24 protein-coding genes are annotated in these 26,717 nt (G+C 68.7%); 2 read left to right on the top strand and 22 right to left on the bottom strand.

Annotated elements, in window-relative coordinates:
* Positions 1-36 precede the first annotated feature (36 nt).
* The 3 genes from Ssi02_RS33210 to cobF all read right to left on the bottom strand — a co-directional run bounded on the left by Ssi02_RS33210 (position 37) and on the right by cobF (position 2,386).
* Positions 37-978 (bottom strand): prenyltransferase/squalene oxidase repeat-containing protein, encoded by a 942-nt coding sequence (locus Ssi02_RS33210; RefSeq protein ID WP_204031544.1) that lies wholly within the window; start codon positions 976-978, stop codon positions 37-39.
* A 235-nt stretch (positions 979-1,213) separates the two neighbouring features.
* Positions 1,214-1,423: a hypothetical protein gene (locus tag Ssi02_RS33205; RefSeq protein WP_204031543.1), complete on the bottom strand. Its 210-nt coding sequence runs from the start codon at positions 1,421-1,423 to the stop codon at positions 1,214-1,216.
* A 195-nt stretch (positions 1,424-1,618) separates the two neighbouring features.
* Positions 1,619-2,386 (bottom strand): precorrin-6A synthase (deacetylating), encoded by a 768-nt coding sequence (gene cobF / locus Ssi02_RS33200; protein WP_204031542.1) that lies wholly within the window; start codon positions 2,384-2,386, stop codon positions 1,619-1,621.
* Between the two features lie 265 nt (positions 2,387-2,651).
* On the opposite strand from cobF, the gene Ssi02_RS33195 reads away from it, so the two are divergent.
* On the top strand, positions 2,652-3,203 hold the full coding sequence (locus Ssi02_RS33195) for a cob(I)yrinic acid a,c-diamide adenosyltransferase (RefSeq protein WP_204031541.1): 552 nt from the start codon (positions 2,652-2,654) through the stop codon (positions 3,201-3,203).
* A 7-nt stretch (positions 3,204-3,210) separates the two neighbouring features.
* Here the strand turns inward: Ssi02_RS33195 and Ssi02_RS33190 are convergent, their stop codons facing one another.
* From Ssi02_RS33190 to Ssi02_RS33140, 11 genes are all read right to left on the bottom strand, one after another.
* The gene (locus Ssi02_RS33190; RefSeq protein ID WP_204031540.1) at positions 3,211-3,975 is read right to left on the bottom strand and encodes a cobalt-precorrin-4/precorrin-4 C(11)-methyltransferase; all 765 of its coding nucleotides are present in this window, start codon (positions 3,973-3,975) and stop codon (positions 3,211-3,213) included.
* A gap of 122 nt (positions 3,976-4,097) precedes the next feature.
* Entirely contained in the window at positions 4,098-5,144 is a 1,047-nt protein-coding gene (locus Ssi02_RS33185; protein ID WP_204031539.1) for an alcohol dehydrogenase catalytic domain-containing protein, read from the bottom strand.
* Positions 5,141-5,434, bottom strand: a complete 294-nt coding sequence (locus tag Ssi02_RS33180; protein ID WP_204031538.1) for a YciI family protein — start codon at positions 5,432-5,434, stop codon at positions 5,141-5,143. Before Ssi02_RS33180 ends, Ssi02_RS33185 begins: the two co-directional genes overlap by 4 nt.
* A gap of 12 nt (positions 5,435-5,446) precedes the next feature.
* Positions 5,447-7,078, bottom strand: coding sequence for an FAD-dependent oxidoreductase (locus Ssi02_RS33175; RefSeq protein ID WP_204031537.1), 1,632 nt, complete (start codon positions 7,076-7,078; stop codon positions 5,447-5,449).
* A gap of 19 nt (positions 7,079-7,097) precedes the next feature.
* On the bottom strand, positions 7,098-7,556 hold the full coding sequence (locus tag Ssi02_RS33170; RefSeq protein WP_204031536.1) for a GlcG/HbpS family heme-binding protein: 459 nt from the start codon (positions 7,554-7,556) through the stop codon (positions 7,098-7,100).
* Positions 7,553-9,115, bottom strand: coding sequence for a GMC family oxidoreductase (locus Ssi02_RS33165; protein ID WP_204031535.1), 1,563 nt, complete (start codon positions 9,113-9,115; stop codon positions 7,553-7,555). The genes Ssi02_RS33170 and Ssi02_RS33165 overlap by 4 nt, the downstream gene beginning before the upstream one ends.
* Positions 9,116-9,161: 46 nt before the next feature.
* Positions 9,162-10,577 carry an FAD-dependent oxidoreductase gene (locus Ssi02_RS33160; protein WP_204031534.1) on the bottom strand — a complete coding sequence of 472 codons (1,416 nt, stop codon included), beginning with the start codon at positions 10,575-10,577 and terminating at the stop codon, positions 9,162-9,164.
* On the bottom strand, positions 10,574-11,941 hold the full coding sequence (locus Ssi02_RS33155; RefSeq protein ID WP_204031533.1) for an amidase: 1,368 nt from the start codon (positions 11,939-11,941) through the stop codon (positions 10,574-10,576). The genes Ssi02_RS33160 and Ssi02_RS33155 overlap by 4 nt, the downstream gene beginning before the upstream one ends.
* A gap of 111 nt (positions 11,942-12,052) precedes the next feature.
* Positions 12,053-13,528, bottom strand: coding sequence for an APC family permease (locus Ssi02_RS33150; RefSeq protein ID WP_204031532.1), 1,476 nt, complete (start codon positions 13,526-13,528; stop codon positions 12,053-12,055).
* Positions 13,529-13,620: 92 nt separating this feature from the next.
* Positions 13,621-14,352, bottom strand: a complete 732-nt coding sequence (locus Ssi02_RS33145) for an SDR family NAD(P)-dependent oxidoreductase (protein WP_204031531.1) — start codon at positions 14,350-14,352, stop codon at positions 13,621-13,623.
* 87 nt (positions 14,353-14,439) lie between these two features.
* Positions 14,440-16,191 carry an FAD-dependent oxidoreductase gene (locus tag Ssi02_RS33140; RefSeq protein ID WP_204031530.1) on the bottom strand — a complete coding sequence of 584 codons (1,752 nt, stop codon included), beginning with the start codon at positions 16,189-16,191 and terminating at the stop codon, positions 14,440-14,442.
* A 93-nt stretch (positions 16,192-16,284) separates the two neighbouring features.
* Here Ssi02_RS33140 and Ssi02_RS33135 point away from each other — a divergent pair, with 93 nt between their 5' ends.
* Positions 16,285-17,211, top strand: coding sequence for a LysR family transcriptional regulator (locus tag Ssi02_RS33135; protein ID WP_204031529.1), 927 nt, complete (start codon positions 16,285-16,287; stop codon positions 17,209-17,211).
* 69 nt (positions 17,212-17,280) lie between these two features.
* On the opposite strand, the gene Ssi02_RS33130 is transcribed toward Ssi02_RS33135, so the two are convergent.
* From Ssi02_RS33130 to Ssi02_RS33095, 8 genes are all read right to left on the bottom strand, one after another.
* Complete coding sequence (locus tag Ssi02_RS33130; RefSeq protein WP_204031528.1) at positions 17,281-18,240, bottom strand: ABC transporter substrate-binding protein; 960 nt, start codon at positions 18,238-18,240, stop codon at positions 17,281-17,283.
* On the bottom strand, positions 18,237-19,085 hold the full coding sequence (locus Ssi02_RS33125) for an ABC transporter ATP-binding protein (RefSeq protein ID WP_204031527.1): 849 nt from the start codon (positions 19,083-19,085) through the stop codon (positions 18,237-18,239). The genes Ssi02_RS33130 and Ssi02_RS33125 overlap by 4 nt, the downstream gene beginning before the upstream one ends.
* A gap of 67 nt (positions 19,086-19,152) precedes the next feature.
* Entirely contained in the window at positions 19,153-19,917 is a 765-nt protein-coding gene (locus tag Ssi02_RS33120) for an ABC transporter permease (RefSeq protein ID WP_204031526.1), read from the bottom strand.
* Positions 19,918-19,945: 28 nt separating this feature from the next.
* Positions 19,946-20,716 carry an ABC transporter permease gene (locus Ssi02_RS33115; RefSeq protein ID WP_204031525.1) on the bottom strand — a complete coding sequence of 257 codons (771 nt, stop codon included), beginning with the start codon at positions 20,714-20,716 and terminating at the stop codon, positions 19,946-19,948.
* Positions 20,713-21,843: a histone deacetylase-like amidohydrolase gene (locus Ssi02_RS33110; protein WP_204031524.1), complete on the bottom strand. Its 1,131-nt coding sequence runs from the start codon at positions 21,841-21,843 to the stop codon at positions 20,713-20,715. The genes Ssi02_RS33115 and Ssi02_RS33110 overlap by 4 nt, the downstream gene beginning before the upstream one ends.
* 91 nt (positions 21,844-21,934) lie before the next feature.
* Positions 21,935-22,378, bottom strand: coding sequence for a hypothetical protein (locus Ssi02_RS33105; protein WP_204031523.1), 444 nt, complete (start codon positions 22,376-22,378; stop codon positions 21,935-21,937).
* A 12-nt stretch (positions 22,379-22,390) separates the two neighbouring features.
* Entirely contained in the window at positions 22,391-24,382 is a 1,992-nt protein-coding gene (locus tag Ssi02_RS33100) for a primary-amine oxidase (protein ID WP_204031522.1), read from the bottom strand.
* Between the two features lie 242 nt (positions 24,383-24,624).
* Complete coding sequence (locus Ssi02_RS33095) at positions 24,625-26,685, bottom strand: catalase (RefSeq protein WP_204031521.1); 2,061 nt, start codon at positions 26,683-26,685, stop codon at positions 24,625-24,627.
* Positions 26,686-26,717 lie beyond the last annotated feature (32 nt).

Below are 26,717 nucleotides of genomic sequence, written 5' to 3'. Positions count from 1 at the left end.
GCGGAGAATCCCTTCGCCCGCCGTCGAGGTGACCGCTCAGCGGCAGCGGATCAGGCCGAGGGCCTGGCCCGCCTGGAACGTCGCGAACGCGTTGTCGCCCGGGCTTTCGTCGTTGTAGCGGAAGGCCCCGCTCGGATTCTGGAGGTCCAGCAGCCGCCCGGCGGGGTCGGCGTTGCCTTTCCGCCAATTCCTGAAGTTCTGCCCCGTCGCGCGCAGGGCGAGGATCACCAGGCCGGTGGAATTGGCATCGCTGGCCGTGCCGTATGCCGTGGAGAAGGTGAAACCCGCGTCGGCGCTCTGCTGCGTGCGCAGATATCGCAGTGCCGCCGGGATCGTGCGGCTCCTGCCGTTGGCCTTGAGGGCGACCAGGCTCACCGCGGTCGTGTTGGTGTCGGTCTCGGCGGCAGGCCGGTAAGCACTCCAGCCGCCGTCCGGCTGCTGAAGGTCCTCCCAGGCCCGCAGCGCCCTGGACGGCGGACGCTCACCCACCGCGCGAAGAGCGGCCAGCGCGTAGGCGTTGCCCGTGGGGTTGGTGTCGTAGAGACCGGTGGCCGGGTCGTATGCACTCTTGACGCGGTTTTTGAAGTCGAAGCCGTCGGGCGCGACCGTCGGCTTCTTCGCGAGAGCCAGCGCGAGCAGGAACTTCGCCGCGACACCGGCGTTGGGGATGCTCGTGGTCTGGCTGTATATCCAGTCGACGGCCGACTTGCCGTCGCGCCTGACCGTCGACGGGTCGACCCCGAGCGCGACGAGCGCGTAAACCGCGTCGGCGGTCGACGTCTGCCCCACACTCGGGAAGGAGCCGTCGGGCTGCTGCTGAGCCTTGATATAGCGCACGGCCTTGTCGACGGCGCTCGCCGGAGCGCACGCCGTCGTGCGCCCGGAGGATGTCACCGACGCGGCCGCCGCCGCGGGCGTGAGCACGCCGGCGGCCAGCACGACGGGCAGTGCGACGAGCATCGATCTAAAGAATTTCACTACACCCCCTGTGGCAAGAATGGACTCCACGCCGGGGCGGTGTGGAGTGGAGAGCACGACCATTTCCGGTCGGGCTGAGGTGCGGTGAGAGTATCGTGGTCGGAACCCGGCCGGGGGTCAAGTCTAAATTCCCAAAATATCTATAACGGCCATCACGCATACACGAAATGGATTTACCACAAAAGCCGCCGGAAGTCCCGGAGGTGCACCTTCGAGTGGATTTTCAGATATTTGATCAATATGAATGTACGGCGAAGCCGCCGTAAACGGCAGACACGGCTTCGCCGTACCCGACCCGCTCACCCTGCAAGAGCACGTCTCCGCTTTCGCGAGGAGCGGCGGCGCGGTGCATGCGGAGTGCGCCGGCCTGCTCTACCTCGCACGACAGCCGAAACGGGCACCCGATGTGCGGCGTCCTCGACGTCGACGCGGTGATGACCGGCACGCTCGAACTTGGCTACCGGGAGGCGACCGCCGCCCCCTCCGTGCTCGGGGCGGAAGGCGCCCGGCGGACAGGTCACGATCGGCGCCTGCGCACCGCCGGTTCAACCGCACCACGACCTCCGGGGCAAGAGCCGCCGAAATCTACGGGGAGTTCACGACAACGCCTGCCATGAAATCGCCTGCGGGAAAACGCCGATCACGAGCCGGAGCGGCGGCGCAGCAGATAAGTGTCCATGATCCAGCCCTTACGCTCGCGGGCCTCGGCCCGGACGGCGACGATCCGCGCGCCGACCTCCCCCAGCGGTCCGGCGATGACGATCTCATCCGGTGTGCCGAGGTAGGCACCCCAGTAGATGTGCAGATCCCCGTCGTCCAGGGTCGTGAACGAGCAGTGCGCGTCCAGCATGACGACGACGTCGTCGACGTCGCTCGGGAATCCCTCGGCGGCCAGGCGGCGTCCCGTGGTGACGAGCACGGACTTGCCGACCTGGTTGAGGCTCGTGCGATGCCGCGCCACCAGGGTGGAGACGCTGCTGATGCCGGGAACGACCTCGTAGTCGAAGGCCACCCGGCCGCGTGACCTGACCTCCTCCAGCACCGCGATGACGTTGTCGTAGAGCGTGGGGTCGCCCCAGGCCAGGATCGCGCCGATCCCGTGCTCGGGTAGTTCGTCGAGGAACATCCGCTCATACAGGTCGGATCTGCGGTTGTGCCAGTCGGCCACCGTCGCGACGTAGTCGGCGGGGTCGCGGTCGCGGCCGACGTCGGCCGAGGTGACGACCCGGTAGTCCGATCGTTCCACGAAGCGGTCCAGAATCGCCTGCCGTGCCTCCACCAAGTCCCGCTTGTTGTCCCCCTTGTCGAGGAAGAAGAAGACCTCCGCTTCATTGAGCCGTTCGATCGCCTCCACGGTCATTTGCCGTGGGTCTCCGGCGCCGATGCCGATGATGAAGATCTTCCGCATGTGCGAAACCCCCATTCCTCTCCATGGTCGGCCGTGGACGCGATCCCCGCCGTGGTCAAGCCGCCGGCTAAGTTTTCCACGCCCCGGCCGCAGGAGCGGCTGCGGGTCAGCGTGCGGCGCCTGGAGCCGGTCGCGGTGGCGCCGCTTGTCCATGTCACAGGGTCCGCGGTGCCGTAGGCTGTCACTCGATCATCCAAGGTGGAATATCCCGGCAACTCCAAATTCTCATTTCACATGCAGCGGGCGACATTTCGAAGGGATCGATATGAAGCTTTACACACGCGGCGGGGACAAGGGTGAGACCGGAATTTGGGGAGGGAAGCGGGTCGGCAAGGACACCGCGCGAATCGAGGCGATCGGCAGCGTCGACGAATGCAATGCGCTGATCGGCCTCGCGATCGCCATGGGCCTTCCCGGAGACATCGGGCGGATGCTGGAGACCGCGCAGAACAACCTCTTCGTCGTGGGCGGGGAGCTGATGGCGCCGAGCCGTGAAGGGTCGGGCACGTCGCTCCCCCGGCTGTCCGGCGACGAGATCCAGGCGCTCGAAGGGATGATCGACGAGTTGGACGCGCGGGTTCCGCCGCTGCGAAACTTCATCCTGCCGGGCGGGGTTCAGGCGGCGGCACAACTGCACGTGGCGCGAACGGTCTGCCGCCGCGCCGAGCGCAGGGCCGCCCAGCTCAACCGGCAGGAGGGCGTGAGCGAATATGTTCTGGCTTATCTGAACCGATTGGCGGACCTTTTGTTTGTGATGGCCCGCGCCGCCAACCACTCGGCGGGCGCCGCAGAAACCCAGTGGGCCCCCCGGGGGTAGGAAGGATTCACCCTCCGGGCATGACCTTCCGGGGACGCCGGGGATCGTAGAGATATGACTCCCGGCCGTGGCGGGAGGCCGCGTCCAGTGCGGGGCCCACGAGGATGACGGCGGCCTGCCTGAGTCCGTGGGCCTCGACCTGATCGGCGATGTCGGCCAGTGTGCCGGTGAGGATCACCTCGGCGGGCTGGGAGGCGTAGGCCACCACCGCGGCCGGGCAGCCGGCGCCGTATTCCTCGGCGAGCTCACCCGCCAACTGCCTGACGCGGGTGATCGCCAGGTGCAGCACCAGGGTGGCCCGGGTGGCGGCGAACGCCGCGAGTGACTCGGTCTCCGGCATCGCCGTCGACCGAGCCTGCGTGCGCGTGAGCACGACGGACTGGGCGAGGAACGGCACTGTCAGCTCCTTGCCCAGCAGCGCGGCGGCGGCCGCGTAGGCGGGCACCCCCGGAGACACGTCCCACGGCACACCCTGCGCGTCCAGCCGGCTGGTCTGCTCGGCCAGAGCCGAGTAGATCGACGGATCCCCCGAACACAGCCGGACCACGTCATGACCGGCCAGGTGGGACTCGACGAGGTGGCCGACGATCTGGTCGAGATCGAGGTGGTGGGTGTCGATCAGCCGGGCGCCGGCACGGCAGTGCGACAACACGTGCTCGTCGATGTAGGTGCCGGGATAGAGGCAGACGTCCGCCCGCTCAAGCATCCGCACGGCCCGGAGCGTCAGCAGATCGGCCGCTCCGGGACCGGCTCCGATGAAGTGAACGGTCACCCCTGATCCTTTCGCGCCACCCGACTGCCCGGCCCGCGAACCCCCACGCTTATGGGAAGCCGCTCGGCCCGCCTCCGAGAGCACACTGTATCCGCCCGAGCAAGACGCCCGGCCTGCGGTCCTTATCGGTCGGCGCCGTCCATGGTTATCAGGACCTTGCGCACGTTTTCCGCCTCGGTGTGCATGGTGTTGAACGCCTGCTCGACCTGGTGGAAGCCGAAGCGGTGGGTGATGAGGTGGGTGAACCGGTCTTGATGTCGTGCGATGAGCTGAAGGCCGTCTCCGATCAGGTCGAGGCTGTTGCGGCTGCCGAGAACGTCGAGCTCCTTCAGCGGGATCGTCCGCATCGGGATTCGGGTGTCCCGGTCGGAGATGCCGACCATCACGACCCGGCCCGTGGGTGCGGCGACGTCCAATGCCGCGGCGAAGGCCGCGGGGGATCCCGTCGCCTCGATCACGATCGTCACCGGTCTGGCCGGATCGGCCGCGGCGAGGGTGGAGATCTGTGGACCCGTAGGGAAGGGGGCTGTGGGGTCGACCGTGACGCTCGCGACCGCGCCGAAGTGCTTGGCCGACTCCGCGCGGGCGGGCAGGGTGTCGGCGGCGACGACGTCGACGCCGAGTTCGTGCAGGTAAAGGGTGGCGATCAGGCCGATCGGCCCGCATCCGATGACGAGGGCGAGTTCGCCCGCCTCGGCGCGGCTGCGGCGGACCGCCTGCATGGCGATGCTCGCCGGCTCGCTCAGCGGGGCGAGTTCGCCGGGCAGGCCGGGGGGCACCTTCCGCAGGGTCTCGATCGGTGCGAGGACATAGTGGGCCAGGGCGCCGTCCTCGTAGCAGCCGAGCACCGAGACACGCTGGCACACGTTGGCGCGGCCGATGCGGCAGGGGTGACAGGTTCCGCAGGAGCGGACGGGGGACACCACGACGGCCTCGCCGGGCGTGATCGGGGTGTCCCCCGCCACCTGCTCGACACGTCCGGCGAACTCGTGTCCCTGCACGATCGGGAAGGGGTTGAGATATTCGCCCTGCCAGATGTGTGAGTCGGTCCCGCAGAGCGTGACGTGCTCCACGCGGATCAGCGCGGTGCCCTCGCTGAGGGCCGGTATCGGCCGCTCTTGATATTCGAGCCGATGTGCGGAGACGGTGTTGGCGACCTTCATCGTCATTCGAGGGGTACCTTTGCGAACGCCACGTTCCACTCCCTGATGTCTCGTTGTTCGATCACTCCGGCCGACCAGAAGGGGTCTTGGTCGAGGGCCTGCTCCACCGCGGTCGCGTCGTGCGCGTGCAGGATGATCAGTGCTCCGGGGCGGTCCTCGTCCTCCAGGCGCCCGCTCAGCACCAGCACCTCCGCCGCGAAGAGTTCGCGCAGGAAATCAACGTGGACCGGCCGATATTGATCACGTCGCGCCGCGCTGCCTTCGGCGTACTCATATCGCACGGCATACAAAGTCATGAGGTCTCCTGGTCACGACGCACTGGCGGGTTTGACGTAGCCGAAGCGGCTCATCGGGGTCAGCGCGCCGATCTTGGGCCACTCAAGCGGAACGTCGAGTTGTGTCCGCAGCAGGCGCTGGTAGTCGGCGAGTGTGCGCTCACGCGCGTGCACCTGCGGCGGGGTCGTGCCCTCAAGCACGCAGAACGCGGCGAGCGCCCCCGCCGCCTCCCCGATCGCCCATTCCACGGGATGCACCCGGTAGGCGCCGTTGGTGATGTGGGTGGTGCCGATGTTCTTGGCGGCGGCGATCAGGTTCGACACCCGCACGGGAAGCAGTGCGCCGAGCGGGATCTGGAACGGCCAGGTGTCGATGTCCACGCTGTTGCGCCCGGACGTCGACGGATGGAGGTCCATCCGGTAGGCGCCGATTCCCACGGTGTCGGGGAACGCCTCCGCGCCCGCCCGCCCCTCGCGTGCCTCCACGCCGACGTGGGACTCGGTGACGGTGAACCGGGCCCGGATCCGGCGCGCCTCCCGGATGTACGGCTCCATGGCCAGGCCGTCCTCGGTGCCGGTGAGGTCGGGGCGGGGCCGCAGTCCCGGATAGCCGTGCCCGCCGTCGTGGCGGGGCGCCTCGGTCTGAATCCAATAGATCAGCGAGAGTGAAAGCTGACGGGCGCCTTCCAGGGCCAGTGCCTTCCCCTCTTCGCCGACGCCGAGCAGCGGGCGGTCGAAGTAGTCCATCATTGGCCACACCGCCGCGGACAGGTCGGACTCCCAGCGGCCGTCGAACTGGTGGGAGGCCAGGATGCGGCGGGACGACCACAGGTCGTAACGGACCCCCGACTCGTTCACCTCGTTGGTGAAGAGCGGGCGTGGACGCGGTGTGTGGGTCACATAGTCGGAGATCTGCCACCCGAGGAAGGGGCCCGGCCAGAACTCCGGCCGGTAGGCACGCCAGTAGTCGTACTGCTCCGGGCGGTCGATGGTGAAGTCGCCGTCCGGGACATATCCCACGATCATCGCCCAGGTCATGGCCTGCTGGTCGAGCGGGTCGGCGACGTCGAGCGCGTGGAGCTCGCCCGTCTCGTCCCGGCTCTCGGCGCCGATGACGTGCTCGACCGCCGCCTTGTCGATGAGGTCGCCGAGTTCACTGGCGTCGAGGAAATAACGCGCCTCGTATTCCCGCACCGCGCCGCCGCGGGTTCGTACGCCGATCGAACGGATTCTGTCGCCGTCGACGTGCGCCTCGGTCAGCGTGGAATGCTTGAGCACACGCAGCCGCCCGCGGCTCATCCACGGGTAGAGCTCGCTTTCCAGCACCAGCTGCGCGACATAGGGCTCATGGGTGAGCGGGCCGACATTGCCCAGCCCGGGGTTGAAGCCGGGCCGGTTCCGTGCGCGTGCGGCGACCGGATACTTCTCAAAGTAGAAGCGGCGTACGGCGTCGCGGAAAGCACGATAACTCGCGGAGCATCCCAGCGACTCGATCCAGGGATGCTCGTCCGGCGGCACGGCCTGAGCCGAGACCTGTCCGCCGATCCATTCGCCGGGGACGACGAGAAGAACGGTGGCGCCGGTCTTCACGGCGGCGAGCGCGGCGGCGACACCGCCGAGGCCTCCGCCGTAGACGGCGACGTCGAACCGTTGTGGTGATTCCACGCGGGGCTCCAGTTGCTGGTTACTCATTGCTGTGTGCCGGATCGGCGGACGGCTGCGCCTGATCGAGGTAGGCCGACACGGCCACCCTCGCGATATCGGCGTCTTGCTCTCCGGTGCCGCCGCTGACACCGACGGCGCCGAAGCAGTAGCCGTCGTCCAGCAACGGCAGCCCCCCGGCGAATGTCGCGATCGGTGCGGCGACCGCCGCGGGCAGACCAAAGTACGGTGCCCCCGGCTGCACGACGCCGGCGAGCGCTTCGGCGGGTTTGGCGAATCCGGCCGCGGCGCGTGCCTTCGCCAGTGCGAGGTCGGAGGTGGCGGGCAATGCGTCCTCGTGCCGGCACGCGGCGACGAGAACTCCCGCCCGGTCCACGACGACAACGGTGATCCTGACGTCGCCCGCGTGGTGCAACGCGGCCTCGACGGCGGTCAGTGCTCTCCTGCCGGAGACGACCGTCCGGGTGATGTGCTGTGTCATGCGGTGTACTCCGAGGTGGCGCTGATGCGGAGCTTGTCGCCGAGGAGCAGGTCGGCGGCCTTCTCGCCGACCATCACGGCGGGGGCGTGGGTGTTCACGCTCGGCACGGCGGGCATGATCGAGGCGTCGGCGACACGGACGCCCTCGACGCCGCGCACCCGCAGTTCGGGGTCGACGACCGAGGCGTCGTCGCTGCCCATCCGGCAGGTGCCCACCTGGTGGTGATAGGTGATGCACGTCTGCCGTACATATCTCTCCAGCTCCGCGCGTGACAGCCCCGGTTCCGCGGGGGCGACGAGCGAGGCTTTGAGCGGCTCGAAGGCACCGGTGCCGGCGATCGCCAGTGCGATCTCGACGGCGGACATCATGGCCTCGACGTCGTAGCGCTGGGTCAGGTAGGCGGGATCGATGACAGGCGGGTCGGAGAGGTCGGCCGAGCGCAGCGTGATGCGGCCGCGGGATTTGGGGCGCATGATTCCGGCGCCGATGGTGAATCCGAACTCCGGCACCGGATATCCGTCCACCGGCTTGATGAAGTGCAGGAGAATCGGCTGCAGATCGGGGACGGCCATCTGCTCGTGGCTCCGCCAGAAAAGCACCGTGTCCATCATGTTGCCGCCCGGTGAGGGCAGTGGTTCGGGGGAGCCGAACAGGACCGGGGCGAGCGCATGGTCGTGGAGGTTCTCCCCCACACCGGGCGAGTCGGCTTCGACGTCGATTCCGAGCCGGGTCAGCTCCCGTTCGGGACCGATTCCGGATCGGAGCAGAATGGCGGGCGACTCGACGACACCGGCCGACAGAACGACTTCCCGGCGGGCGCGCACCGTGCGTGAACCGCCGGACTCGTCGACGAGCCGGACACCCACACACCTGCCGCCTTCCAGCACGAGGCTTTCGACTCTCGTCCCGGTGAGCAGGGTCAGACGGGGACTATCCAGGACCGGCCAGAGAAAGGCGCGTGAGGTCGACGCGCGGCGCCCCGAGCCGACGGTCAGGTCCACCGTTCCGGCGCCTTCCATCGTCTCGCCGTTGAAGTCGAAGTTCTCGGGAATGCCGATCGCCTTCGCGCCTTCGATGAAGGCCTGGCTCACAGGGTTGTCGCGGGACACGGGGGTGACGGAAAGCGGCCCGGCGGCGCCGTGCCAGGGTGTCTCCCCTAGCAGATGGCGTTCACTGCGGAGGAAAAGCGGGAAGACGGAGTCCCATCCCCAGCCGTAGCAGCCGTCGAACTCCCACGCGTCGTAATCGCGCCGGTGGCCGCGGACATAGATCATCCCATTGACGGAACTGCTTCCGCCCAGCACCTTGCCACGCGGCAAACTCAGCTCCCTGCCCTGCAAACCGCGTTGTGGGGTGGTCTTGTAGTTCCAGTCGTAGGGACCACCCCAGAGTGTGCGCCAGGAACCCGGATCGCTGAGCGATTCGACGCCGCGGTCGCTGCCTCCGGCCTCGACGACAAGGATGTCGCCGACGCCTGCGTCCACCAGCCGCCGCGCGATCACACTGCCCGCCGAGCCCGTTCCGACGACGATGTAGTCGAACTCGTCCCGTTCTTTCATCTCCGCGTCTCTCCAGTCCTGTCGTTGCTCCCGTGGAAAAGCCCGATCACGGCTCTTCGAACGGCACAGCCGCCGCGGCGTCGAGAAGAGCACCGTCGCGGGTGAGCGCCGCCGCCAGCACGGCTGTGTCGAGTGCCTGCGGCGCGACGGCCTTGCCGGCGCTGAGCGCCGCCGCCGTCCCCGACGCCTGGCCGAGGGCCATGGCCGTGCCCATGTGCCGCAGCCCCGCCATTCCCTTGCGGGTGGCCGACACGCAGCGGCCCGCGACGAGCATGCCGTCGACCCCGCGCGGCACAAGGGCGCGGTAGGGGATGGGGAACGGCCGGTCGGGCACGACGAGCGAGATCCCGTCGCCGCGGTGGTGATGGATGTCGAGCGGCCCCGACCCGAGCGCGATCGTGTCCTCGAAGGCCGTGCCCGCCAGGACGTCGTGCTCGTCCATGACGTAGTGGCCGATGACCCGCCAGGTCTCCCGCACCCCGATCCAGGAGGCCAGCGTGCCGAGACGCGCGTTCTCGAAGCCGGGCAGCTCTCCGCGGAGGAAGGGGATCAGCCCGTCGATCATCCGGCGTCCCTCGATCTCTGCCAGCCCAAGCTCGGACTCGTCGGTGCCGTCGCGGCCGGTGACGCGGGTCATCAAGACGATGGCGTCGTCGCCGTGCGGTGAGCTGAGGACCGGCAGCAGTTTCTGGGCCAGCACGCCCCGGCGCAGCCCCTCCTCGGCGATGCGCTGCTTCTCCTCGCGCGGCAGGGCCCTGAACCGCCCCACGTCGACCCCGACGACGCGGGCGATCTGCGTCATCGGCTGGCGTTTCCGGGGGTCGTCGCGTGCGCTCTCCCGCTCCGCACCCGCTTTGACCGCGATCGAGCCGTGGGCGCTCGCGTCGATCACCGTCGTGGCGAGGAGCGCCCTGCGCTCCACCGGGCCCTGGTAGACGACGCCCACGCACCCGGAGCGTTCCATCACGGGCTCGACGGCCTGCGCGTGGAGATAGGGGGTGACGCCCGCCTCGACCAGCATCTCGTCGAGCACGATCTTGAGCACTTCCGGGTCGAACGGGAAGGTGATCACGTTCACGGGGTTGTCGCTGGCCTCGGCCAGCACGTAACGCCCGAACCCGGGGGAAGCGCCGCGGGCGACAAGGCGTTCGGTCACCTCCAGCGGGATGCCGCCCACGACGCGCAGGTCGTTCCAGAAGAAGCCCATGAAGCTCGCGACCATCGCGCCGGTGGCGGTGCCGCCGAGGAAGGCGGCCCGCTCGACCAGTGCGGTGCGCGCGCCCGTCCTGGCCGAGGCGATCGCCGCGCACACCCCTGCAGGGCCGCCGCCCACGACGACCACGTCGAAAGTGGCGGCGACGGGAACCGCGCCGGCCTCCTCGTGGACGACGTCTCCCCCGGGCCGTCCGACACGCACGGCCGGTCCGCGGCCTCCGGGGTCGTCCGGCTCGCTAAAGGTCACGAAACATCCTCACCGTCATGTGCGTCGTCGAGTGCGTTTCCGGCGACGATCAGCCTGGCCAGGCCGTACAACTCTGCCTCCGTGCCTGGAGCGCCGATCAACTGCACGCCGATCGGCAGTCCGTCCGGGTCGTGCCCGCCGGGGACGCTCAGGGCGGGCAGGCCGGTGACGGCGGCCGCGCTGATGTAGCGGAGCATGGCGGCGTCACGATCCTCGAAGCTCCCCGGAGCCGTCTCGACGGTGTCGGTGTATTGCGTGACCCTCGTGAACGGGAAGACCGGCAGCACGAGGATTCCGTCCGGGCCGAGACCGCGGCGGGCGCGGTGCGCGAGTTCGAACCGGCGGGCCGCCGCGTTCAGATAGTCGTCGCGGGAGATGAGCGTGCCCTGCTCCAGAGAGCCGCGCACGTCCGCGCCGTATTCGTCCGGACGTTCCCGCAGCCACACCTCGTGCAGGTCGGCCGCCTCGCGCAGGAAGGTGGTGACCGCGACGTCGACGCTCTCCGGCACCCATCCGGTGTCCGCGTCGCGGTCGAGCCGCACCCGGCCGCGGAGATTGTCGACCACTTCGGCCATGGTCTCCCGCACGGCGTTCGCCACGTCGTCCAGCCGGTGGGTGAGCAGGCGGACACGGGCCGCTCGCGGTCGCCGCAGTGTGCGGCCGGAGAGGACCTGGAGGATCTCCACGTTGTCGCCGATCGTCCGGGTCATCGGGCCGGCCGTGTCCATGCTGAGGGCGAGCGGGACGACTCCGTGCAGCGGCACGGTCCACGCCGTGGGGCGCATCCCCACCGTCCCGGTGAGTGAGGCGGGCATACGGATCGAACCGCACGTGTCGGTGCCCAGGGCGACCATGGTGAGACCGGCCGCGACCGCCGCCGCCGAGCCGCCCGACGAGCCGCCGGGCGACAGACCCGCGCCGAGCGGGTTGTTGACCGTGCCGAAGTGCGGGTTCTCGCTGGTGCCGCCGAGCGCGAACTCGTGCATGTTGGTGCTGCCGACGACAACCGCGCCCGCCGCCCGCAACCGGGCGACGACAGTCGCGTCCTCCGTGGGGACACGCCCGGCCAGCACGCGGCTGCCGGCCTGCGTCACCCGCCCCCCGACGTCGATGTTGTCCTTCACACCGACCGTGACGCCCGCGAGGGGCAGGTCGCGTCCGGCCGCCAGCTCGGCGTCGACCCGCCGGGCCTCCGCGCGGGCCGCGTCGCGGTCGACCCAAATGAAGGAGTGCAGTCCGGCGTCGAGGGCGTCGATCGCGGCGAGCGACCTCTCGACCGACTCCAGCGCGCTCGTCTCGCCCGCGCGGATCCCGCGGCGCAGCTCGCGCACGCTCGGCTGGGTGACCGCCTTGTCTTCAGGCACGATCTACCTCACCCACCCGTGCGGGTGCGGGCCCTCGACACCGGCCCCCGGGGGTGGCGCGCACGCGGCGGGTGCATCGATGTCCGTGGTGCTCATAGGGTTCCTTTCCGGTCAAGCGCCGACGCGCTCGATCATCTCCTCGTAGGAGGCGGGGTTACGCTTCTTGATCACGGCTGCCTGGATCAGCGCTAGGACGGGGAAGGCGGCGATCAGTCCGAGCAGCAGGATCGTCACGCCGCCGACCACCTGGTTGCCCTCGGCGTCGACGTCGCCGACAAGCAGCGGGAAATACGCGACGATCAGGACCGCCGCGGCGACCATGCCGATGAGGCCCAGCACGGGGGCGATCACGGTGTTCCAGGGGCGCCTGTCGACCTTCGTCTTGGCGAAGTAGACCAGGATCGCGACGGATGTCAGCGTGATCAGCAGGGCGATCGCCAGGTTCGTGACGCCGCCGAGCGGTGTGAACACCGCGAAGACCGGGTCCAGGCCGAGGACCGCGAAGACCGCGATCAGCGCCCCCGCGGTGACCGTCTGCACGAGCGACGACGTGTGCGGCGACCGGTGCCGCGGGTGGATGCCGGACAACGCGCGCGGTAGGACCCCCGCGTTCGCCATCGAGTGCTGGTAGCGCGCGAGCACGTTGTGGAAGGCCAGCACACACGCCAGCATCGCGGTGATCAGCAGGAAGTTGACGCCCTTCTCGCCGAGCACGCCGAGGTAGCGGTGCATGGTCGCGAAGATCATGGTGCCGGGGTCCTCCGTGGCCTTGGCGACCACCTTGTCCGAGCCCCAGGCCATGACGATCGACCAGGCGGCGAGGGTGTAGAAGACGCCGATGCCGATCACGGCGGCGTATGTCGAGCGGGGGATGGTGCGGGTGGGATCGCGTGCCTCGTCGCGGAAGACGACCGTCGCCTCGAAACCGATGAACGACCCCATCGCGAACATCAGCCCGATGCCGGGCGAGCCGCTCACGATGTTGGCCGGGTCGAAGGGCGACAGGTCGAGCCCGGAGTCGCCGCCGGTGATGAGCACCGCGACCACCAGGGCGAGCACGATGCCGACCTCAAGCACGAGCATGAAGCCGAGGACCTTACTCGACAGGTCGATGTTGCGATAGCCGAGATAACCGACCAGGGCGATGACCAGCAGCGAGCACAACCACCACGGCAGCGCCGGGCCACCCAGCGAGCTCAGGGCGCCGCTAAGGACATATCCCATGTAGGCGTGCACAGCGATCTGCACGGAGGTGTAGGCCAGGATCGCGAGCCACGCGGCAACGATACCGGCGGCGGGTCCGAGGCCGTAGCCGACGAAAGTAAAGAACGCACCCGGTTTGGGCACGTGGCGCGTCATCGTCGTAAGCCCCACTGCGAAGAGCACGAGGATGACGGCGCCGATCGCGAACAGCGCCGGGAAGCCGACGCCGTTGCCGATCATAATGCCAAGCGGGGAGACGCTACCGACGACAACGAGCGGCGACGCGGCCGCGACAACCATGAACACGATGGAGACGACCCCGAGCGAGCCGGAGAGACGGGCCGGTGTCTCCTTGCCTTCTGGTGCAACTGTGCTGTTGCCCATTGAGGCTCCTTACCTTTGTTGCTACACACTGTTGTTGCTGCACTGTTGTTGCTGCACTGCTGTGCTGGTCGGTGGACGGAGGTGGCCCGGCTTCAGTAGGCGCCGTTGACCGACCATCCGCCGTCGATCACGAGGTTGTCGCCGGTCACGTGGGAGAGTCGCTCGTCGGTGAGCAGGAGCACGGCGTCGGCGATCTCCCCTGGCTCGGCGAGACGCCCTTGAGGCGTGCGGCGGAGAATGGCCCGCTCGTCGAGATGGCCGGCGTTCAACGCGTCCTGCACCATGCGGGTTCTCGTGTATCCCGGGCTGACGCAGTTCACCCGGATGCCGTGGGCCGCCCACTCCAGGGCGAGCACCTTGGTCATCGTCACCACGCCCGCCTTCGAGGTGCAGTAGGCGACTCTGCCCTCTCCGGGAACACCCGCGGTGATCGAGGCGATGTTGACGATCTGCCCCTTGGCCCGGCGAAGTGCGGCGAAGAGCGCGTGCGCCGTGTGGAACGACCCGTACAGGTTGCTCTCCAGCACCTCGCGCCACAACTCCGGAGTGATGTCCTCCGCCCGCCCGAACCCGGTGACGCCCGCCGCGTTGATCAGCAGGTCGACCCGGCCGAGCGCCGACGCCGCACGAGCGACGTCGTCCGCCTTGCCGACGTCCACCGGCACGTAGTCGACGCCTTGGATCGCGTGCTCGGGGGCCTCGCGATCCCAGACGACGACCGGCTGCCCATTCGCGGTGAGCCGGGCGGCGCAGGCGGCGCCGATCCCGCGCGCGCCTCCGGTGACGACCGCGGCACCAGGTGTCCCCGCATCGTGAATTGGCATGTCTGAACCTTCTCCAGTCGGCCTCGGCGCGTCCAATATCGAGCGCGACAGGGGTGATAAGCGACGGTTATTGTCGGGCAACGAGAGTCACCCGCTTCGCGTGAGCGCGTCTTCGACCGCGAGATAGGCGAACACGATCGCGGGACCGAGGGTGATGCCGGGACCCGGATATCCGCCTCCCATGATCGAGCGCATGTCGCTGCCGAGCACGTAGAGCCCGTCGATGGGCCGCCCGCCGGCGTCGAGCGCGCGGGCGTTCTCGTCGGTGACGAACCCCGAGGCGGAGCCGATGTCGCCCGGAAAGATCCGGACGGCGTAGAACGGCGGCCGCGTGAGGGAGCCCAGCGAGGGATTCGGCCGATGCCGGGCGTCGCCGAGGCCGCGCTGGTAGGGGTCGTCCCCGCGCCCGAAGTCGGGGTCCTTCCCCTGTCCGGCGAAGGTGTTGAACCGCCGCACCGTCTCGCGCAGCCGCCCCGGCGGCATGCCCAGCCGGTCGCCGAGATCGTCCAGGTCGCGGGCGCGCGTGAGATAGCCGTCGCGCAGCCGCCGCCTGGTGCCCCATCCTCCCGGCCTGACCGCGCCGATTCCATAACGCATGACGGCCCGGTGATCGGCGATCAGATAGCTGGGCAGCCCGTCCCGCTCGCCGTGCGCGAGCATCCGCTCCCCCACCACGTGGTACGGCGAAGCCTCGTTCAGGTAACGCCTTCCCAGCCGGTCGACGATGACGAAGCCGGGTTTGCCGCGGTCGAGCGCGAAATGCGGATAGGGATCAGGTTTCCCGCCGTGACGTCCGGGTGTCAGCGAGACCGGGGCCCAGAACGCGTCGGTGCCCTGCCGTCCGAAGACGGCCCCTGCGCTTTCGAGCAGGCTGTGGGCGGTGGCCTTCGCGCTGCCGGCCACGGCGCTCCACTCCAGCGGGAGGTCGCCGAGGACCTCCGTTCTCCGTACCCCTCGGGAGAACCCGCCGGTGGCGCTGATCAATGCCCGCGCCGCACGGACGGTCCTGGTCGCCCGCCCGTCGGTGATCTTGACGGTGTGCGCCCCGCCGGGGCCGCGGGCGAGCTCCACCGGTTCGGCGTTCACGACGACGCGGGCCGTGCCGAGCCGTCTCAGTGAGGCGAGCAGGCGGCCGATCAACGCGTTGCCCAGGGTCAGCCGGGATGTGCGCCGGTAGACCAGCAGGTCGACCAGGTGCCGCACGACACGCGGGAGCGCGGTGACGGCGTTCACCAGCGCCTCCCGGCTCACCGGCCGGGCCGCGATCACCGAGTAGCGCCGTACCTCGTCCCGGCCCGGCGCCAGGCCGCCCAGGATGGTGAAGTTCCGCAGCGGCGGGCGCACGAACCTCAGGTCGGGGCCGAGGAGCCTGCCGTCGAAGTCGACGGCCTCGAGCGCCCGCCCGGAGACCGCCGCCCCCTCGACGGAGCCCAGATAGTCGGGGTGGTGATCGCGCCGGACGAAGCTCACCAGCGTGCGGCGCTCCAGGAGGGCGACGGCTTCCGCCGCCTCGCCGAGGAAACGTTCCCGCAGGTGAGTGAGGGAGTCATCGCCTAGCGCGCGTTCGAGGTAGCGGCCCGCGAGCCGCCGGTCCTCCTCGGCCGGCCTGCCGTCGGCGGGGTGCGCGCCCGGCAGCCAGAGTGTGCCCGCGGTGAGCGCGCTTGTGCCGCCGATGTGCTCACTGCTTTCGACGATCAAGACGCGTGCGCCGCGCAACCCGGCGAACAGCGCGGCGGCGAGTCCCGCCGCGCCGGCCCCCAGCACCACGACGTCGTACTCGCCGTCCTCCGGGATGTCCCGCACGGACGTGACGACGATCGAACGCTTGCGTTGCGTCATGGGACTCCTTTCAGCGAACTGTCCGTTGAAATGATTGAAAGTTGCAGCTCATCCCTCCAAGACGGAGTGGACCAGTGCCGATAAGCTGGGGTTATGACCTTCTCGGCGACCAGGCTGGGCTTCGACCTGCGCATCCTCGAAACCTTTGTCGTGGTCGGACGCGAGCTGAGCTACCGGCGGGCGGCCGAGATCCTTTACGTCTCGCAGCCCGCGGTGAGCCAGCAGATCAAGAAACTGGAACGGCAACTCGGATTCACGCTTTTGGACCGTTCCTCCTCCGGCGTGCGTCTGACCGCGGAGGGCACGGAGCTGCTCCGCGCCGCCGAGCGTGCGCTGGGCGACCTGCGCGACACCCTGCGACCGATCCAGATGGCGCTTCGCCCGAGTGAGAGCCGGATCAGGATCGGCTACATCACGACCTGGGCGCGCACGGAGATCCCCAAGCTGATGGCCATGGTCGAGCGTGACTCACCCGAGCTGAAGGTCGTGCTCGAGTCGTATGTCTTCGACGACCTGCTCCACGCGATCCGCAACCAGATGATCGATCTGGCCATCTTCCATCTGCCGGACGTGCTCGACCTCGACACCTCGGCGCTCCACCTGATGCGGGTCGGGAGCACTCAGCGGTTCGTCGCCGTGCGCGCCGACCATCCGCTCGCCGCCAGGGAGTCGGTGGATCTCACCGAGCTCGCGGGCCAGGCGTGGGTCGGGGCCACCGGCCTGTACGCCGAGAACTTCGTGGCCCTGTGCGTCAAGCACGGGTTCACACCCAACATCGTCGTCTCGGCGGCCAACGCCGAGACCATGCTCGGCCTCGTGCGCGCGGGCCTCGGCGTCACCGTGGTGCCCAACCAGCCTCCCGGCTGGGACGACCTGGCTTTTGTCCCGATCGAGGATGAGGTGCTCGACATCGTGGTCGCGCAGCACCGCGACGCACCGCACCCCTTCACACGGCCGCTGATCGGCTTGATCAGATCCACGTTCGCCGCGACCACCATTCCTCGGACGGAGACCGGCTGAGCGCCTCGAATCGGCTCTGTCCTGTACGGTGAAGCCTCCACGGCCCCACGCGGCCACCGCCGCCTGGGCTCAAGGCAGCAGCCCGCCGACGTCCGCCGGAGAGTTGATCCACTTCTCCAGCTCCAGCAACTGACCGATGCGCTCAAGCGGGGCGCGGCGCACCTCGGTCTCGAACACGTCGAGATCGAGCCGCTTGACGATCTCCGGGTCGAGCTGCTTGAGAACGGTGGGCACATGCGCCCGCACCTTCTCGGGGTTCTCCTTCACGTGCACCAGGGTCTTGTTCAGCGCACGCGTCATGGCGGCCACAAGCTCGGGATCATTGTCGGCCAGCTTCTTCGACGTGAAGATGAGCTGGGTCGCCATGTCGGGGACGGCGTCGGAGTTGTTCGTCTCCTTCACCGCGTGGTTCCCCTTGGCGACCAAGGTGCTGATGAAGGGCTCGGCCGTCCAGATCCCGTCGACGTGCCCCTGGGCAAGGGCGCCCGGCATGTCCGCGAATCCCATCTCGACGAAACTGACCCGGTCCGGATTGCCGCCGGCGTGGCGCACGGCCTCGCGGATCGTCAGGTCGCCGACACTGCGGAGCGCGTTGATGGCCACGGTCCGGCCTTCCAGATCCTTGGCGGACCGTACGGCGGGATCCTTGGCGAGCACGACGTTCGACGACTTGACCGTGCCGCCGGCCGACGTGCCGTCACCCGTCCACGGGGCGATGACGCGCACGTCCAGCCCCCGGTCCCTGGCCAGCAGCAGCGAGACCGGCGTGCTGGAGGCGAACTCCATCTGCCCCGACGAGACGGCGGGGAGGAGTGCGGCCCCGCCCTGCCCCGTCTCGACGGTCAGTTTCAGTCCCTCGGCTTCGAAGAACTTCTGGTCGATGCCCACATGGATGGCAGCCGTGACGGCGGCGGGCACGAGACCGATGGTCACCTCCTTTAACCCGCCGGCCTCCTCTCCCCCTCCCCCGCAGGCCGCCGCGACAGTGAGCGCCACCATGGCCGAGAGCGTTTTCCCCACACGTTTCATGAGGGCTTCCTTTCGTATTGCAAGGTTTGGCCGGCCGGGCTCGCGTCGGCCGGAACGGCCCGCACGCCCCGTTTGGCCTGTTGAACGAGTCCGTAGACGTGGGCGCGGAGCTCGGCGAACCTCGGGAGGGCCCTCGTGCCGAGTTGGTCGCGCTCGCCGGGCAGGTCGATCCGTACGTCCTCAAGGACGACCGTGGGCGAGTTCGACAACACGAGCACGCGTTCGCCGAGGTAGACGGCCTCGTCGATGTCGTGGGTGACGAACAGGACCGTGACCCGCAGCCGCGCCCACAACTCGCGGATGAGGTCCTCCAGGTCGGCGCGCGTCTGCGCGTCGACGGCGGCGAACGGCTCGTCCATCAAAAGGATGTGCGGCTCGTAGGCCACGGCCCTGGCGATGGCGACGCGCTGCTGCATGCCGCCGGAGAGCTGCCAGGGGTAGGAGTCGTGGACGTGGTCGAGCCCCACCGTGGCGAGCGCCTCGTCGACCAGGACGGTGCGCCGGGCGCGGGGAACCTTCTTCTCCTTGAGCGGCAGTTCGACGTTGCCGCGGACCGTCATCCACGGAAACAGGCTGCGCCCGTATTCCTGGAAGACGACCGCCATGCCGCGGGGCGGGCCGGAGATGGCCGAGCCCTCCAGCCGGACCTCGCCCGCCGTGACGTCCATCAGCCCCGCGATGCACCGCAGGAGTGTCGTCTTGCCGGCGCCCGAGGGGCCGACGACGCAGACGAGTTCGCCCCGCGCCACATCGAAGTGCAGGTCCCGGACGGCTTCGACGTGACGGGTGCCGGTCGTGTAGACCTTCTTGACGTGGTCCACGGCGAGCACGGGTGTGAGGGTCATGGGGCCCCTTCTTTTTGCTTGCGACCTGTCGCCTGAGAGCCGTCGCCCGCGACCTGTCGTGCGGGTTCTATTGCTTACGGCGAAGGCCGAAATACCAGGCCAGGACGCGGTTCTCGACGAGTCTGAAGACGAACGCGAGGGTCACCCCGATGGCGCCGAGCAGCAGGATGCCGGACCACATCTGCGGGATGGCGAACGACCGCTGGAACTGCACGATGGTGAATCCGAGCCCGTTGCTCGCCGCGAACATCTCGCTGATGACCACGAGGATGACGGCGATCGACAGGGCCTGGCGCGCCCCGGTGACGATGTGCGGGCTCGCGCCGCGCAGCAGCAGGTGCCGGAATCTCGACACCGGGCTTAGGCGATAGATCCGCGTGGTGTCGTGAAGCACCTCGTCGATGGCCCTGGCGCCTTCGACTGAGTTGAGCAGGATCGGCCACACGCAGCCGAACGCGATGACGACGACCTTCATGGTGTCGCCGATGCCGGCGAAGAGGATGATGACGGGAACCAGGACCGGCGGGGGAATCGACCGCAGGAACTCGAAGACCGGTTCGCAATATTGCCGCAACGGAGTCGAGAGACCGATGGCCAGGCCGGTCGGCACTCCGATGAGCAGGGCGAGCAGATATCCCACGGCGAGCCGCAGCAGCGAGGGTCCGACGTCGGCCTGCAGGCGTCCTTCGAGCCAGGTCGAGGGCACCGTGCCGAGGATGTCGCGCAGCGGCGGCCAGAAGAAGTTGTCGCTGCCCAGTGAGACGAACCACCATGCGGTGACGAGGCCGGCGGGCAGGATCGTGACGATGGCGATGGAACGGATGAATCTCATATGCGTTCTCTCGGCGTGGAGACGCGTGTCACACGGCGTTCTCTCGGCGTACTGAAACGTGCCAGCGCAGGGCGCGGCGCTCGGCGGCCCGGATCGACAGGTTCACCACGACCCCGAACAGGCCGGCGACGACCACGAGGCCGTACATCGTCTCGACGGCGCCGGCGGACTGCGCGAGGGCGATCTGGCGGCCGAGGCCCGGGGATCCGATGACCAGTTCACCGGTGATCGCGAGCACGAGCGCGACCGTCGCCGCCAGGCGCATGCCGGTCATGACATGGGGCAGCGCCGTGGGCCAGACGACGACCCGGATCCGGGTGAACACCCCGAAGCCGTAACTGCGCGCGGTCTCGTGCGTGACCGGGTCGATGTCGCGCACCCCGTCGAGGACCTGCACGAGGACCTGCCAGAAACTCGCGTAGACGATCAGCATCAGGGTGGATTCCATGCTGGTGCCGAACATCAGGACGGCGAGCGGAATCAGCGCCACCGACGGGATGGGGCGCAGGAACTCGACTGTCGACGCGGTCAGCGCCCGAAGCCCCGGCACGACGCCGACGACGACTCCTACGGCGACGCCGGTGACGATCGCGACGCCCAGCCCGGTGGCCCAGCCCCGCACGGTGTCGAGGAGCGCGGACCAGAACGCCTCGCGGGAGAGTTCGCCGGCCAGGGCTCCGGCGATCGTGCTCGCCGTCGGCAGATAGCCGGGGTCGACCAGGCCCGTGCGCGGAAGGAGTTCGAGAAGCGCCGTGAAGGCGGCGGTCCCGATCAGTCCGCGCCGCCACGAGGCCCTCATGACGCCGGCCGCGGATGTGTGGCCGCGTTCAGCGCCGCCTCGACGCGGTCGACGGCGCGTGCCTGGTCCGGTGAGATCTCCTGAAAGGGATTCCCCTCGACGATGAACCCCACGGGATCCCCCACCTCGGTCAGCTCCCCGGCCAGCGTCTCGACGACGGCGAGCATGCAGAAGGGGACATACCACGGCGAGTAGCCGCCTTCGTGGGCCACGACGAGCCGCCCCTCACAGGTGCCGGCTGCCAGTTCCATGACCTGTTCGGTCATCCACCGGTAGTCCCTGACCCCCAGCAGCATGTGGCCGTTGGGGTCGAAGAAGGACGCGTCGTAGCCACTGGCCACCACGATCAGCTCGGGGCCGAAGTCGCGCACTCTCGGGATGACGATCCTGCGGAACGCCTCCCGGTAGGCATGTGTTCCCGACCCCGGCGGAAGGGGGACGTTCACACACGCGCCGAGCGCGCCGGGGCCGCCCACCTCGTCGGCGTCTCCTGTGCTGAGTTGCAGAAGCCGGTCCTGATGGATCGACACGGTCAGCACGTCCGGGTCGTCCCAGAAGATCTCCTGCGTGCCGTTGCCGTGGTGAACGTCCCAGTCGATCACTGCGACGCGGCTCACGCCGTACTCGTGGCGCACGGCCTGTACGGCGAGAGCCACGTTGGCGAACACGCAGAGAGCCATGCCCCGGTCGGGGAGGGCGTGGTGGCCGGGCGGGCGCACGAGTGCATATGCGTTCTGCACCGTGCCTTCCATCACGGCCCTGGCGGCGGCGACGACCCCGCCGGCGCTCAGCCGGGCGATCTCCAGATCGCCCGGGCCGAACGGTGTGCGCCAGATTCCCCGGTCCGCGTAACCGCCCTTGGGGAGGGCGTCCTGCTCGATCAGGAAATCCAGGTAGTCGCGGGTGTGCACCCGCAGTAGCTCGGTGTCGCTCGCCGGGGCCACCCGCAGCGGCGTCAGACGCTCGGCCAGCCCGCTTGTGTGGACCAGCGAGGCGGCGCGGCGGCGGGTGTCCGGTTGATCTAGGTGATCGCCTGGTTCGACGAATCTCCCGGGAGGGATCAGCCCTGGGCTTCTCCCCATGTCGTACCAGTTGTACTCGTCTTTGTAGACCCATCCAGTCTTCACGGACATGCTCCTCCGCATACGCGACGGCGTTCGCTGATCGGACAGGTGGCGTTCCCCCGCTGGCGCCGCCCGGCGGTTTATCGTGGTCTCGTCATGGACACGTTCTGTTCCTTCCTGGAGTGATCCGGCGCCAGGCGACCCCCAGCAGCACCCCGGCGGCCAGGACCGTCTCGGCGAGGGCGAGCCACATCGCCGCGCTCATCGCGAGACCCGCGAAGCCTGTCAGCGGAGTCCGTTCGTCAAGATGGCCCCCGTGGTGGCCCGCCGTGTGCGTCACCGCGCCGTCATGGCCGAGGCCGATGTGTACGACGATCATGGTGACGCTGAGGACGAGCATCATCGCCCACGCGTGAGGACGTGGCCGCAGCCACACCTCGATCGCGCAGAGCGCGCACGCGAGGGCCAGCACGACCGTGAGCACGGCGGTCGGCCCGGGAAGCGAGCCGATGAACAGCAGGTGCAGCGCGGCCTGCGAGACGGCGCACACCGCCGCGACCATGACCGGCACCCGCGCCCGGCGCGACGGTTGAACCACGGGACGCGCCGCTCAGTGCCGGTGACCGTCGGTGTGGCACGCGGCGGCCTCACCGTGGCCGCGCTCGGCGGGCAGGTCGAGCATGGGGTTGCCGTCGAAGAACCCGACCGGCTTGAGGTGCAGCCCCACGGTGGCGACCGGCATGACCGGCCAGTCCTCGGGGCGTGTGACGTGGTGCGCGCAGAGCACAGGCCAGATGACCAGGTCGGCGGCGGCGAGCGAACGGTTGCCCTCGGTGTAGGCCGGCAGGCCGTCGCCACCGGGGTGCTGCGCCACGTATTCCCCCGCCGCGTAACGTTCGCGCGAGTCGTACGGGGTGGCCCAGATGTGCTTCGCCGTAAAGCCGCCGCGGTTGGCCTGCTGCGAGCCGGGCCGGGCGAACGGCATGGTGAGGGAGCCCCCCAGCTCGACCTTGTAGGCGATCAGGGACCCCAGCGCGTTGCGCTTTTCGGAGTTCGCGACGAGCCACGCCTTGCCCGCGGCCGGGTCGGCCAGCTGGCGGGCCGCGTGCTCGGTGTCAAGGTGGGTCACGACCTGCCGCCAGGCGTTCCCCCAGGGGTTCTCCTCGTCGGGGGCGGCCTCGCTGTGCACGGCGTAGAAGTCGTTGCGTTCGCCGTCGACCGCCATGTCGAGGCGGAGGCCGAAGAAATGCTGGTGGTTGGGGCCGTAAAGCCCGGGCGCGACAAGAGTGCCGTATCCGGGGGTGACGCCGGCCTCCACGGCACCGGTGGACAGAATTCCGGTGAGCTTGGACTCGAACTCGATCGACCCGTCGAGATACAGATACCAGTAGAACCCGTAGTCGTAGTTGCCGACCGTCGTAAACACCGAGATCACAAGCCGCCGGTTGCGGCGCACGAAGCCGGCGCCGTCGGTGTCGGTGTGCTTCCACCCGATGCCGGCGTCCTCCTCGTGGATGCAGATGGCGTTCGGGATCCGCACCGCCTGCCCGGTCTGGTCGTTGACGTAGGCGTCCATGTAGGCGATGTCGCCCAGGCAGTCGCACCCCAGCACGAGGCTGTTGGCCATGCCGCCGAGGCCGTACTCACCCTCGTCGAAGACGTTCTTGTTCCAGTGGGTGTCGCCAGGGTCGCCGTACGGCACGTACATCTCGGAGAGCGACGCCCGGTAGATCACCGGGCGTTCGACCCCGCGGTCGGCGTAGGAGATCTGGTGCAGCACCAGCCCCTCGCGGGGGGTGTAGCCGATCCGAAGCCGCCAGTTCGCCCAGGTCAGCGCGTGCCCGTCGATCGTGAACGAGCGCCCTTCCGGCTGTTCGACGACGATCGGCTTCATCGGCTCGCGCACCGACTCGAAGACCGGGGTGTTACGCGGATCGGCGATCTGGTCCGGCCGGTAGTCGCCGTTGGTCGGTGGGAGCGCGACCACACCGGTGTCGGTGACGTCGAGCACCTCCATCGCGTCCAGGTCGACCGTGACGACGAGGTTCTCCACCGGCCTGGCGTAGGCGTTGCCGCGCGGCGAGTCCTTGACGTAGGTGAGCGGCCGCGCGATGCGCCGCCGCTCGGGCGCGTCCTCGGGACCGGTGTATCCGCTGGCCCACTTGTCGATGGTGACCAGGGAGAAGTCGGTGACGCCGCGCTTGCGCATCGCCTCCTGCCAGCGGGGATCCGCGCGAATCACGGCTCTGCAGTTCGCCAGCTCGTATTTGGTCATCGGCGCCTGAGCGTCGGGGATCTCCGTAAGGCTGACCACGCTGTCGGCGGACAGGTCGACGACGGCCTCAAGCGTCCGGTGGAAGGTGCGGTCCCGCAGCACGACGAACGCCTGCCTGGCCCACGTGTCCCCGGCACGGAACCCGTTGACGACCTCCTTGGGCGGCTCGTGCAACTCGATGAACACGAACCGGTGGTCGTCTTTGAGCCCACGATCGCGCGCGAGGATGGCGGAGGCGCGCCCGATCTCCTCCGGGCTCAGCGGTTCGAGCGGATGGGCGGGCCCGGCCGCACCGAGGTCCTCGCCATATCCAAGGGTGCTGGACAAATAACCGTCTCCTCACGAAGCACGAGAGAACGACCGTTCGCACAGGTCACACGGTCCGAGTACGGCGGAGCCCAGGCGACAGGTCGTCCATTCTTTCCCGGGTCTTTTCCGGGATTTCGGCTGGTTGGAACGACCTTGACATGCATCGTGAGGGACGTCCAAGAAGGTCTGTGCGCGGGATGATAAGCGGAGCTTATGAACTTGTCTGCGATCTTGATCACCCGGCACCGCTGGCCACCGGGTCAGGCCGGAACGCTGTTGAGCTCCCGGTTCCAGTGCCGGTGGAGGCCGAGAGCGGCGACCAGCTGGTCGAGGAATTCGGCGGACGTCTCCACGCCGGTGACCACGCCCCCGCCGTCGCCGTCCAGGTGGGCGGCTTGCAGCAGCTGCCGGCCCGCGCCGACCGCCGCGACGGTCTTGCCGTGTTTGAAGGCCTCAGCCAGGAAGTGCAAGGCTTTGCCGTCCTTGGCGAGCAGGTGTGCGCTGCCCTCGCCACCCGGGACGACCACCGCGTCGTAGAAGACCGAGGCCACGGTGGGCAGTGCCTTGGTCACCGGCAGGCGGCCCTCCTCGGTGGTGACGACCGTGCCGTCGTGCGGCGCGAGCAGTTCGCAGATCGCTCCCGCGCCGGTGATGGCCCCCGACAGCGCCAGCACGTCTGCCGCGTCGACCCCCTCCGAGGCGAGCACGGCGACCTTCCTGGTGTCGGGGCTCTGCGGCTGGCGGGACTGGCTGAGCGCCGGCGAGCTCCTCCCGTGGTTGAGCGTCTTCTCTTCTGGAGGCGCGACGCCGACTCCCTGGGCCACCTCCACGGCCAGGTCGTGGTCGACGTTGTTGAGGTTGGCCACGACGCGTTCGCGTACGTGGAGGTGTGTCACCTTGCCGAGTTCGAAGCGGAAGGCCGCCACGATGTGTTCCTTCTCCCAGGCCGACATGCTGTTCCAGAACAGCGTGGCCTGGCTGTAGTGGTCGGCGAAGCTCTCCGCCCGCTTGCGGATCTTCGGTCCCGCCACGTGTTCGGGGTAGTGGACGTAGGCGCCCTGCTCGGCGATCGCCGGACAGCCGCCCGACAACGAGTTCGGGTGATAGGCGGCCTGCCCCTGGTGAAGGGCGCTCTGGTGGTAGCCGTCGCGCTGGTGGTTTCGCACCTCGGCCAGGGGCCGGTTGACCGGCAGTTGCGGGAAGTTGGGCCCGCCCAGGCGGATGAGCTGGGTGTCGAGGTAGGAGAACAACCTGGCCTGCAGCAGCGGGTCGTCGGTGACGTCGACACCAGGCACCAGGTTTCCCAGGTGGAAAGCCACCTGTTCGGTCTCGGCGAAGAAGTTGTCGGGGTTGCGGTCCAGGACCAGGCGCCCGACGAGCCGCACCGGGACGATCTCCTCTGGGATGATCTTCGTGGGGTCCAGCAGGTCGAAGTCGAAGGCGTGCTCATCCACCTCCGGCACCAGTTGCACCCCGAGGTCCCATTCGGGGAAGTCGCCCGACTCGATGGACTCCCACAGGTCCCGGCGGTTGAAGTCGGGGTCCATGCCGGCGATCTTCTGGGTCTCGTCCCAGACCAGCGAGTGGGTGCCGAGCCGGGGAATCCAGTGGAACTTGACGAAGGTGGACTTCCCCTCGGCGTTGACGAGCCGGAAGGTGTGCACGCCGAACCCCTGCATCATGCGGTAGCTGCGCGGCAGGGCCCGATCCGACATCATCCACATCATCATGTGCGTGGTCTCGGGCTGCAGCCCGACGAAGTCCCACAGCGTGTCGTGTGCGGAGGACGCCTGCGGGATCTCGTTGTTCGGCTCGGGTTTGACCGCGTGCACGAAGTCCGGAAACTTGATCCCGTCCTGGATGAAGAACACCGGCATGTTGTTGCCGACCAGGTCGAAGTTTCCCTGCCGGGTGTAGAACTTGACGGCGAATCCCCGCACGTCGCGCACGGTGTCGGCCGAGCCGCGCGACCCGGCGACGGTGGAGAACCTCACGAACACCGACGTCTCCACCTTGGGGTCGGTGAGAAACTCAGCGGTGGTGAACTCCGTGAGCGGTGACGTCACCTGGAATTTGCCGTAGGCGCCTGCTCCCCGGGCGTGCACGACACGTTCGGGGATACGCTCATGGTCGAAGTGCGTGATCTTCTCACGCATGTGGAAGTCGTCCATGAGGGTGGGGCCGCGTTCTCCCGCACGTAGTGAATTGTCGGTGTCTGAGACGCGTGTGCCCTGGTCTGTGGTGAGACGCGCACGCTCATCGGCCTTGACGCGATCGTCGGTGAGAGCGTGGTTCTTGTCATCAGATGTGTGGTGAGTCATTTTCTGCTCCAGATGGGGCCCGCCGATAGATC

This window comes from Sinosporangium siamense, from assembly GCF_016863435.1.
In the GTDB taxonomy this organism is placed as follows: Bacteria; Actinomycetota; Actinomycetes; order Streptosporangiales; family Streptosporangiaceae; genus Sinosporangium; species Sinosporangium siamense.
This window is presented reverse-complemented; position numbering and strand designations above follow the sequence as displayed.

What these genes read in the sequence shown, in the direction of transcription:
- Ssi02_RS33140 (WP_204031530.1), bottom strand. Translation starts at nt 16,191, where the DNA reads ATGACGCAACGCAAGCGTTCGATCGTCGTCACGTCCGTGCGGGACATC.
- Ssi02_RS33135 (WP_204031529.1), top strand. Translation starts at nt 16,285, where the DNA reads ATGACCTTCTCGGCGACCAGGCTGGGCTTCGACCTGCGCATCCTCGAA.
- Ssi02_RS33095 (WP_204031521.1), bottom strand. Translation starts at nt 26,685, where the DNA reads ATGACTCACCACACATCTGATGACAAGAACCACGCTCTCACCGACGAT.
- cobF (WP_204031542.1), bottom strand. Translation starts at nt 2,386, where the DNA reads ATGCGGAAGATCTTCATCATCGGCATCGGCGCCGGAGACCCACGGCAA.
- Ssi02_RS33170 (WP_204031536.1), bottom strand. Translation starts at nt 7,556, where the DNA reads ATGACACAGCACATCACCCGGACGGTCGTCTCCGGCAGGAGAGCACTG.
- Ssi02_RS33120 (WP_204031526.1), bottom strand. Translation starts at nt 19,917, where the DNA reads ATGAGATTCATCCGTTCCATCGCCATCGTCACGATCCTGCCCGCCGGC.
- Ssi02_RS33130 (WP_204031528.1), bottom strand. Translation starts at nt 18,240, where the DNA reads ATGAAACGTGTGGGGAAAACGCTCTCGGCCATGGTGGCGCTCACTGTC.
- Ssi02_RS33165 (WP_204031535.1), bottom strand. Translation starts at nt 9,115, where the DNA reads ATGAAAGAACGGGACGAGTTCGACTACATCGTCGTCGGAACGGGCTCG.
- Ssi02_RS33180 (WP_204031538.1), bottom strand. Translation starts at nt 5,434, where the DNA reads ATGACTTTGTATGCCGTGCGATATGAGTACGCCGAAGGCAGCGCGGCG.
- Ssi02_RS33150 (WP_204031532.1), bottom strand. Translation starts at nt 13,528, where the DNA reads ATGGGCAACAGCACAGTTGCACCAGAAGGCAAGGAGACACCGGCCCGT.
- Ssi02_RS33185 (WP_204031539.1), bottom strand. Translation starts at nt 5,144, where the DNA reads ATGACGATGAAGGTCGCCAACACCGTCTCCGCACATCGGCTCGAATAT.
- Ssi02_RS33125 (WP_204031527.1), bottom strand. Translation starts at nt 19,085, where the DNA reads ATGACCCTCACACCCGTGCTCGCCGTGGACCACGTCAAGAAGGTCTAC.
- Ssi02_RS33145 (WP_204031531.1), bottom strand. Translation starts at nt 14,352, where the DNA reads ATGCCAATTCACGATGCGGGGACACCTGGTGCCGCGGTCGTCACCGGA.
- Ssi02_RS33195 (WP_204031541.1), top strand. Translation starts at nt 2,652, where the DNA reads ATGAAGCTTTACACACGCGGCGGGGACAAGGGTGAGACCGGAATTTGG.
- Ssi02_RS33115 (WP_204031525.1), bottom strand. Translation starts at nt 20,716, where the DNA reads ATGAGGGCCTCGTGGCGGCGCGGACTGATCGGGACCGCCGCCTTCACG.